Consider the following 7,841-nt stretch of genomic DNA (forward strand, 5'->3'; position numbering starts at 1 on the left):
GAAACCGGCAGCTTTGATTTGCCTGTGGTGCATGAGGATAACGACCGCAAGGCTTTTCAGGCGGATGTAACGCTTCCATCGGGGGGAACACTTACAATTACCACCACCCATCTTACGCATTTGGGTCAGCATAAAGGCTTAAGAAAAGCCCAGGCCGAAGCGCTTGCAGGCTTTGTTAGTACAGATACGCCACATCCATACCACATCATTTGCGGCGATTTTAATGCAACACCCGATTCGGAAGCGGTTATGGCCTTCAGGAAATTATCAAAAGCGGCAGATTGTTATACCGAAGGTAATGGCGTTGAACCAAGGTACAGCCTTGCAGATGCTTATTATAAAGCTAACAAACAGGTATGTGTAGATCAGATCTTCACTTTGCCCTTGCCGGGTACGGATAACTACCCGAAGTTTATCGATTCGGCAGTTGTATTAAACGTACCTGATGAAGAAACTGGGTTGTATCCGAGCGATCATTTTGGCATAACCACCACACTTGTAATACCCTGAATTTTGCCTGTGCCAATTACATTGTACGTTTAAGCATGCTTTTGCATAAATAACCTGTTGTGCTAAAAAGCCGGCATCACAATCAATAGCCAGAACTTTAAAAGATCACTTTGCCTTTGCTGTATCCGTAGCTATTTTCCACGGTCAGCGCGACCTGTTTATCAATAGCAAATTCGTAGCAGGACTTAGTTTGGATATAGATATTTTTCCCATCTATTTTCTTATCTATCTTATACAGGTCTTTAGCTATTCTGGTGACGTTAACGACGTATTTCCCCTTCGGCATTTGCTGGGGAACCAATATTAGTTTTGTTTCGACGATCTCGTCATCTTTAGTTAATGAGTATGTATCCGGCTTGGCTTCCGAGCCGTTAAAGTAACCTACAACGTTGTAATCTGAAGATTTCAGAGAAGTAAAAAGCTGAAATGCACCTGCTATAAACAGTAGCAGAATTATTTTTTTGAACATGGGATAGGTTAAAATATTTGCCATCAGCCCCAATATCTGGCAATCGTAAAATTAAGCGCAGGGCTTCATACGCTAATAAATAATCAACCTAATTTAAATATTAAATTTTGAAATAAGATGTAAGAAAAAGTGGCACCATTAAGGTTTCTTCCATATCAACTTTAATATAAAATCGTTTAATAATTAACCATCCTTTCCCATTGAGTTTGGATGGTATATAATTGCTAAATTTACCCTCGTCATGAGTAAGCTATTTTATGTTATTGGCGCTTCCGGAGCCGGAAAAGACACCCTGATGAATTATGCCCGCAAACAGATCAACGGGTCTGAAAATGTTGTATTTGCGCACAGGTATATCACCCGTCCCCCGTTTTCGGGCAACGAGAACCATGTTAGTTTAACCAACGAGGAATTTGCATTACGGAGCAGAGCAGGTATGTTTGCTTTAAGCTGGGGCAGCCATGATAAATACTATGGCATAGGCCAGGAAATAAACAGTTGGCTTAATAAAGGCTTTAATGTGGTGGTTAATGGCTCGCGCGAATACCTCCCTGTGGCGCAGCGACTTTACCCCGACCTGAAAGTAGTATTAATAACTGCGAGTCCCGAAATTATTGCTCAGCGGTTGGCCGTTCGTGGGCGGGAAGATGCAGAGGAAATAGCAAAACGAATAGCGCGCACCTCCGAACTCAATACCGATCTTGAAAATTGCATCGAAATACAAAACAACGGCACTGTTGAAGTTGCAGGGAGCAAACTGGTAAGCCTGATCTCGGTAACAGAAAAGCAACTGGCTTAAACCTGCTTCACAAAGCCTGAAGAGCGGATAACATAACCCATTTTTTGATAAAAGGCGTGGGCAACTTTCCTGTCATCGCGGTTACCGCTGTTGATGATCACCGTGTTCAGGCCTTTTTCAATGGCGTAATCCTCGCAGGCTTTGATCAGTATTTTACCGATGCCCAGGTTACGCACGGTTTGTTTTACCACAAAGGCCAGCACACGAAGGTATTTTCCATTCTTTTCATAATAATTGCCTTTTACCAGGCCGGCCATACCAACTATTTCCTCGTTATAAACAGCTAAAATTGTTTTATAATCGAGGTGGATCAAAATCGGCTCCATACGCGCCTGCATTTCGGCTACAGTAGTTGGATAGCTTAAATCGGTCATCAGTGCCGCTATCTTCTCAATATCGCCCTCGCGGGCATCCCTTAGTATTATCTGGTTTAACATTTTTATACTGTTATGAAAAACTACTGCAGGTTCAATAAACCCAATACAAATGTAGCTGAACAAAACTCTGTTTTATTTATTAGCCGTTTATTAGCAAGCTGTAAGAAATAATTGGGGATATGATGATAAAATATACCTAAAACTGGGTATTCTTTAAGGTTGATATTAAACGTATGTTTATAAAAAAACAAGAAGAAGTTTTTAAGGGTAAATACCGCACCTAAACCCTATCATATAATTTAGCCATCTGCCCTGAACAGCAAATGGCTTTTTTTATATGTAGAAATATCTGTGACTAACACTTACTATCTTAACGTAGCATAGTTATAAAACTGCAACCTGCCATTTCCCTGAATGCTGATAGTTTTGGTTTCAGCTACGCCCTGGGCATTTTTCAGCGTAATACGTACCTGGTTATCGCCTTTTTGTAAAGGAACACGAGTGTAAGAGATATAAGCCGGTAAACTTTGCCAGTTACGGGTATCGGCCTTTTCGGATAATAAGCTGTAAAGCTGGATGCCATAACCCAGGCCTTCCAGCAGTCCATTAGTTTTACCATCGCTTTTTGCTGCTGCACGTAATGAATACTCGGCAATTTTTTTCACTGCAAGGCGCGACAGGATGCCACTCATTTCTTTTAAAGCGCGCTGTTGCAAGGTTTTAAATGCCAGCTCATTAATATCTTCGGCTTTTATCAACGGTGCATCCTGGTTGTTTACAGAGATACTCGCGCTTGAATAATAAGGCGTTTGTGCTACATACTTAGGGAATGCCACCCGAAGGCTTTCGACCGATTTGGTATTTACTCTGTTCCTGTCGCCATCATAATTAAATGGAACCACTATACCTCCGGCTGCATCGCTGAAAAACAAATCGCCGTTACTGTTACGGATCAGACTGAAAAACAAGTCGACCTGCGTTTTAACCGGCGCAAGGCCATTCTCCCAAAAGAAGATCAGTTCCCCGCCATCTGATGGTTTTACAGGTTCATATTTAATCCCAAACGTTGTTTCAAACTGATCCGCTTCGGTAGTGAAACCATTCAGCTTTGCCGTACGGATCACATCCTCTTCCAGTTCAACCGGCATGGTGGTACCGTAATAAGTTTTATCGGGGCTTTTAAGATAGATCTCGGCCGCGTTTCTGTATGATATAAAAGCGTTGTTTACATCGTTGTTGCTTTCATACAACATACCCTGCAAGGTCAGCGCAAAAGCATCATTTGAGTAACGGTTATCTTTATTGTTAAACTTATCACCCTGCTCCTGTGCCTGCAAGGTGATACGACGGGCCTCAACAATGGCATCCTCTGTTTTATTGAGGTACAGATAGTTAAGCGCTTTGTAATAATGGATCATGAACTTCTCAAAATCCTCACCTTTATATTTTTGCGATGCCGAATTAAGCAAAACACCCACAGCAGCGTCAGATGCGCTGGTTAAACCCTCATCAAGCAACTGATCGGCCTGGTTAAAGTAATTGTTGCTGTTTTCGTATTCGCCTTTTAAATGACAGATCCTCCCCTTCTCCATCAGGTACAGGAGTTTATTTCGGGGAGCCTGGATCAGGCTGTTTTTATCCAGTTCCTTCTCGGCCTGGGGATAGTTACCGGCAGATACGTTTTTATAATAAGGCGCAACACTTTGATTATAGGTGGAACATGCCGATAAAAAAAGCATCAGCCCGATAAAAGAAAATACCTGGAGAATATGCGTACGTAAGTTGACCATTATTAAATGCAAACTGCCCCGAACACGGGCGTACCATGTTCAGGGCAATAATGTTTACGGGCTTTAGTTTTTAACGTATTTGGCAATTTTCTTTTCGCCTATCCAAACCACTTCATTTGTTTGGATATTAGTAAGCTCCAGATTTACCTGGTAGTAAACAACTTTTTGGCGTTTGTGCGCATCAACAATAGAGTTAATTGAGCCTTGCAGTATGTAATCCGCACCGTTTTCCAGTCCGAATTTTTTCATACTCGACACAGATGCGTTTGTTTGCTGATCAGCTTTTTCGGCACGTAATTCATCACGTTTTTTTCCGCCCTGAACCAAACGCACTTTTTGCGATTGGATGAATGAGCTTTCAATATCGGTTAAGAATGTTTCGGCATCAATATGTTCGTGGCTTTTATTTTGAACAAAGCCAACTATAACTACCGGGCGTTTACCCTGGTGCTCGTTAAGGTGGGTATCTATCCAGTTAGCACCTAAAATTTTGCCGGTAAGCTCATCGGCTGCCATTCGTGCATCACTGTTATTCCAGTTGCCGCTAACATCAATAGTTTGATCGGTGCTAACGCGTGTAACCTGCCTTGAACATGAGGCTATAAAAATCCCTGAAACTGCAATTGCAGCAACTGTTAAAATCCTGTTAAACTTCATCTGTAGTATATATTATAAATTATGATATGTTAGATTGAATGCTGTCTGAATTGTTACCAGCCAAAGCCGATACCAATGCTGGTACGACCTCCCCAGCGACCTCCGTAACCACCCCAACGGTTACCCCAGCCATAGTTAAGGAAAGGTGAATAAGAATAACCGCCGTATAAACCCCATGACGGTGAATAATCGTAGTATCCGTTCATGCGTTCTTCATGGCGCCATTCACGGTTTTGACGACGGCGTTCCAATTTGGCTTCGTACCAGTCGTAAGCTTTATAAGTATTTTGTATGGTTGTACCGTGCAGGCTGTTCAAGGTATCGGCAACCCTGATATATTTTGCCTGGCTTTCCATGTAGCGTGGGTTTTGATCGGCCAACAACAATGCTGTTTGCTGGGCGTTTACATTGCCGCTAAATAAACCGCCTAAAAGCATCAAGGCTATAATGAAGATATTCTTTTTCATTGCACTTAATTTGATAAGTAAAGTTACGTAAAATGGTGCCCAAATATTACACCGGCGCTTAGCATAAACCGTTAAAATATGTTAATCGTAAGCTTTTTTACTTAATTATGAACTGCAGGAGTACCTTATAGCTTTTTTGGCGGTGTAAATGGTTAATATTTCTGTCACCATACAGCATGGTGGCGCGTCATCATGATATATTTTAATACATTTAATATCATGAAAAGATCAACCTATACCATACTTATTACCAGCATTGCGGCAATGCTGTTTGCCACTGCTGCAAATGCGCAAACCACCGCTTTTAAGCCAAAAGATCAGCAATTGTATAATACCATTGCGCATATGGACAGTGTAATGTTCAACGCTTTTAACAGCCGCAACCTGGATGTAATGAAAACACTGTTTGCCCCTGATGTAGAATTTTACAACGACGGCAAGGGTATAACTGGTTATGACGCAACCATAGCAGGCTTTAAAGGCATCTTTGAAAACAAACAAGCCGCTGATCTACGCCGCGATTTACTTAAAGAAACCCTTGAGGTGTACCCCATGCCGGGCTTTGGTGCTATTGAAATGGGAACACACCGTTTTACCCATACTGAAAACGGACAACAGGTCATCGGTTTGATGAAGTTTGTACACGTTTGGCAGTATAAGGATGGCCAGTGGAAGGTAACGAGAGTGGTTAGTGTGGGACATTGAGTAATCTTACCATGTCATTGCGAGGCACGAAGCAATCGCACAGAAGCACAGCAGCTCTGTATAGCATGCGATTGCTGCGTCGCCCCAGTGCTCATTCCCGTTTCGCTCCTCGCAATGACATATTTTAGTTCCCTCTTATTCAACCCGCTCATTCAAAGCAGCTTCCCAGCCTATGATCGCATTTTTGCGGGTACTTCCCCAATGGTACTGGCCAATTTCACCGGTTGATTTGATCACCCGGTGGCACGGGATCAGGAATGCTACCGGATTACTCCCTACTGCTGTTCCTACCGCACGGTAGGCATTTTCGTTACCGGCTTTTTTAGCGAGTGATGCATAGGTGGTTAATCCGCCGGCAGGTACTTTTAATAATGTTTCCCATACTTTGATCTGGAAATCGGTTCCCTTTAAATGCAGCTTGATCTCATCCAGGCGGCTCCAATCCTGCGTGAAAATAAACAGGGCATTTTGCTGAAACCTATCAACCAACTGATTGTACACTGCATTTGGGAAACTTGTTTTCAATTGTTCCAATGCTTTCTCTTCGCCTTCATCAACAAAAGCCATATGACAGATACCTTTAGCAGTTGACGCAACGATAACTTTACCGAAAGGAGTATCGGCAAACGAATAATTGATTTGTAGCAAAGCACCTCCATTTCGGTACTCGCCGGGTGTCATACCTTCTACCTTAATAAACAGGTCATGCAACCTGCCCCCTCCCGAAAGACCGGTTTCCAGTGCGGTGTTGAAAACATTGGCGTCCTCTTGTTTCAATATTCCCTTTGCATGTTCCACACTTAAATATTGCAGGAACTGTTTTGGGGTTACCCCCGCCCAATCCTTAAACATCCGCTGAAAATGGAACGGACTTAAATTTACATGTTCCGCCACATCTTCCAGTTTGGGCTGTGCTTTAAAATTTTCCCTGAAAAAGCCTATTGCATCAGCTATGCGGGTATAATCTATTTCTTGCTGGGTTTTCATAATGTCTTATTATTAAATAAATTCAATTGTGTTTCTATTCTTTTATAACACAAAATTACCGGCCCAAACAGCCCTCAACAATCCGATTCTTGCGGAGTTGTTATTCGATATGATCATTAACTATAGTTTTCAATACTACCGCATTATTCAATGCCAACTCCTTTGAAGAAAACACCAGCGTCACTGTTTTATGCTGCCTGATATAATCTATCAGTTCAGGCAATGCCTTAGTGCTATCAATCTCGGCCCGATATCTTTGGCGAAAGGCCTCAAATTTTTCAGGATCATGGTTGTACCATTTCCTTAACTCGTTAGACGGCGCAATCTCCTTAAACCACCTGTCGATATGGGCATCTTCCTTTTTTATGCCACGGGGCCAGAGGCGGTCTACCAGGATTCGGGTGCCGTCATCTTCGGCATAAGGCTCATAAACACGTTTAATTTTGATATCCATTATATGTATTTATTAAGGTTTAAAACTCCGCAAGAATCGGATTGTATACCGGTCGCTCCAAAAGTAGTTTTGACATTCTTCAAAATAACAAAATGACTTCAAAACAAACACTTAAAGATCGCATCAAAAACTTAAACTGGGACCACATCAACCAAACATTACATAATAAGGGCTTTGTAATTGTTAAACAGGTTTTGAGTGAACGCGACTGCGATACATTGATCAGCAATTATGATGCAGACGAATACCGGAAAACCGTTAACATGGAACGCTACAGGTTTGGTTACGGCGAATATAAATATTATAAATACCCGCTTCCTGCCGTAATAACCGATTTAAGGGAAACAGTTTACCCGCACATAGCTCCTGTCGCCAATAAATGGATGCAAGAGCTTGGGATCAACAAGCAATTCCCTGATACGCATGAGGAAATGAAGCAGCTAAGCCAAGAAGCCGGGCAAACCAAACCTACCGTCCTTATATTACAATATTCAGAAGGCGGATTTAACACCCTGCACCAGGACCTTTACGGCGAAGTATATTTCCCCATACAAATGGTTTTCATGCTTGATCAGCATAACAGGGACTATACCGGCGGCGAATTTGTGATCACCGAGCAGATCCCA

General features: G+C 42.3%; 11 protein-coding genes. 4 read left to right on the top strand and 7 right to left on the bottom strand.

The features are described from left to right. Window positions 1–510: endonuclease/exonuclease/phosphatase family protein (locus VF500_RS08465; protein ID WP_330859259.1), on the top strand; the 510-nt coding region annotated here is incomplete at its 5' end. Between the two features lie 97 nt (window positions 511–607). Here VF500_RS08465 and VF500_RS08470 read toward each other — a convergent pair. After that, window positions 608–1,003 (bottom strand): hypothetical protein, encoded by a 396-nt coding sequence (locus tag VF500_RS08470; protein WP_330859260.1) that lies wholly within the window; start codon window positions 1,001–1,003, stop codon window positions 608–610. A gap of 217 nt (window positions 1,004–1,220) precedes the next feature. Between VF500_RS08470 and phnN the strand changes: the two genes are divergently transcribed. Next, window positions 1,221–1,778, top strand: coding sequence for a phosphonate metabolism protein/1,5-bisphosphokinase (PRPP-forming) PhnN (gene phnN / locus VF500_RS08475; RefSeq protein ID WP_330859261.1), 558 nt, complete (start codon window positions 1,221–1,223; stop codon window positions 1,776–1,778). On the opposite strand, the gene VF500_RS08480 is transcribed toward phnN, so the two are convergent. The 4 genes from VF500_RS08480 to VF500_RS08495 all read right to left on the bottom strand — a co-directional run bounded on the left by VF500_RS08480 (window position 1,775) and on the right by VF500_RS08495 (window position 5,069). Beyond that, the gene (locus tag VF500_RS08480; RefSeq protein WP_330859262.1) at window positions 1,775–2,215 is read right to left on the bottom strand and encodes a GNAT family N-acetyltransferase; all 441 of its coding nucleotides are present in this window, start codon (window positions 2,213–2,215) and stop codon (window positions 1,775–1,777) included. The genes phnN and VF500_RS08480 overlap by 4 nt on opposite strands. Window positions 2,216–2,520: 305 nt before the next feature. Beyond that, window positions 2,521–3,945, bottom strand: a complete 1,425-nt coding sequence (locus VF500_RS08485) for a hypothetical protein (RefSeq protein WP_330859264.1) — start codon at window positions 3,943–3,945, stop codon at window positions 2,521–2,523. Window positions 3,946–4,008: 63 nt separating this feature from the next. Then, window positions 4,009–4,602 (bottom strand): penicillin-binding protein activator LpoB, encoded by a 594-nt coding sequence (locus VF500_RS08490; protein ID WP_091210957.1) that lies wholly within the window; start codon window positions 4,600–4,602, stop codon window positions 4,009–4,011. Between the two features lie 53 nt (window positions 4,603–4,655). Then, window positions 4,656–5,069 carry a hypothetical protein gene (locus VF500_RS08495; protein WP_330859265.1) on the bottom strand — a complete coding sequence of 138 codons (414 nt, stop codon included), beginning with the start codon at window positions 5,067–5,069 and terminating at the stop codon, window positions 4,656–4,658. 219 nt (window positions 5,070–5,288) lie between these two features. Here VF500_RS08495 and VF500_RS08500 point away from each other — a divergent pair, with 219 nt between their 5' ends. Continuing rightward, a complete protein-coding gene (locus VF500_RS08500; protein WP_330859266.1) occupies window positions 5,289–5,774 on the top strand; it encodes a nuclear transport factor 2 family protein in 486 nt (161 codons plus the stop codon). A 135-nt stretch (window positions 5,775–5,909) separates the two neighbouring features. Here the strand turns inward: VF500_RS08500 and VF500_RS08505 are convergent, their stop codons facing one another. Both VF500_RS08505 and VF500_RS08510 read right to left on the bottom strand, forming a co-directional pair. Beyond that, entirely contained in the window at window positions 5,910–6,761 is an 852-nt protein-coding gene (locus VF500_RS08505) for a methylated-DNA--[protein]-cysteine S-methyltransferase (protein ID WP_330859267.1), read from the bottom strand. Window positions 6,762–6,861: 100 nt separating this feature from the next. After that, window positions 6,862–7,215, bottom strand: coding sequence for a DUF488 domain-containing protein (locus tag VF500_RS08510; RefSeq protein ID WP_330859268.1), 354 nt, complete (start codon window positions 7,213–7,215; stop codon window positions 6,862–6,864). 92 nt (window positions 7,216–7,307) lie between these two features. On the opposite strand from VF500_RS08510, the gene VF500_RS08515 reads away from it, so the two are divergent. Further along, window positions 7,308–7,841, top strand: a 534-nt coding sequence (locus VF500_RS08515) for a 2OG-Fe(II) oxygenase (RefSeq protein WP_330859269.1), incomplete at its 3' end; no start/stop codon positions are given.

The sequence above is a fragment of the Mucilaginibacter sp. genome (assembly GCF_036383575.1).
Taxonomy (GTDB): Bacteria; Bacteroidota; Bacteroidia; order Sphingobacteriales; family Sphingobacteriaceae; genus Mucilaginibacter.

Bases quoted from the DNA above. Each gene is read 5' to 3' on its own strand.
- VF500_RS08480 (WP_330859262.1), bottom strand. From the start codon at position 2,215: ATGTTAAACCAGATAATACTAAGGGATGCCCGCGAGGGCGATATTGAG.
- VF500_RS08485 (WP_330859264.1), bottom strand. From the start codon at position 3,945: ATGGTCAACTTACGTACGCATATTCTCCAGGTATTTTCTTTTATCGGG.
- VF500_RS08470 (WP_330859260.1), bottom strand. From the start codon at position 1,003: ATGGCAAATATTTTAACCTATCCCATGTTCAAAAAAATAATTCTGCTA.
- VF500_RS08490 (WP_091210957.1), bottom strand. From the start codon at position 4,602: ATGAAGTTTAACAGGATTTTAACAGTTGCTGCAATTGCAGTTTCAGGG.
- VF500_RS08510 (WP_330859268.1), bottom strand. From the start codon at position 7,215: ATGGATATCAAAATTAAACGTGTTTATGAGCCTTATGCCGAAGATGAC.
- phnN (WP_330859261.1), top strand. From the start codon at position 1,221: ATGAGTAAGCTATTTTATGTTATTGGCGCTTCCGGAGCCGGAAAAGAC.
- VF500_RS08495 (WP_330859265.1), bottom strand. From the start codon at position 5,069: ATGAAAAAGAATATCTTCATTATAGCCTTGATGCTTTTAGGCGGTTTA.
- VF500_RS08500 (WP_330859266.1), top strand. From the start codon at position 5,289: ATGAAAAGATCAACCTATACCATACTTATTACCAGCATTGCGGCAATG.
- VF500_RS08505 (WP_330859267.1), bottom strand. From the start codon at position 6,761: ATGAAAACCCAGCAAGAAATAGATTATACCCGCATAGCTGATGCAATA.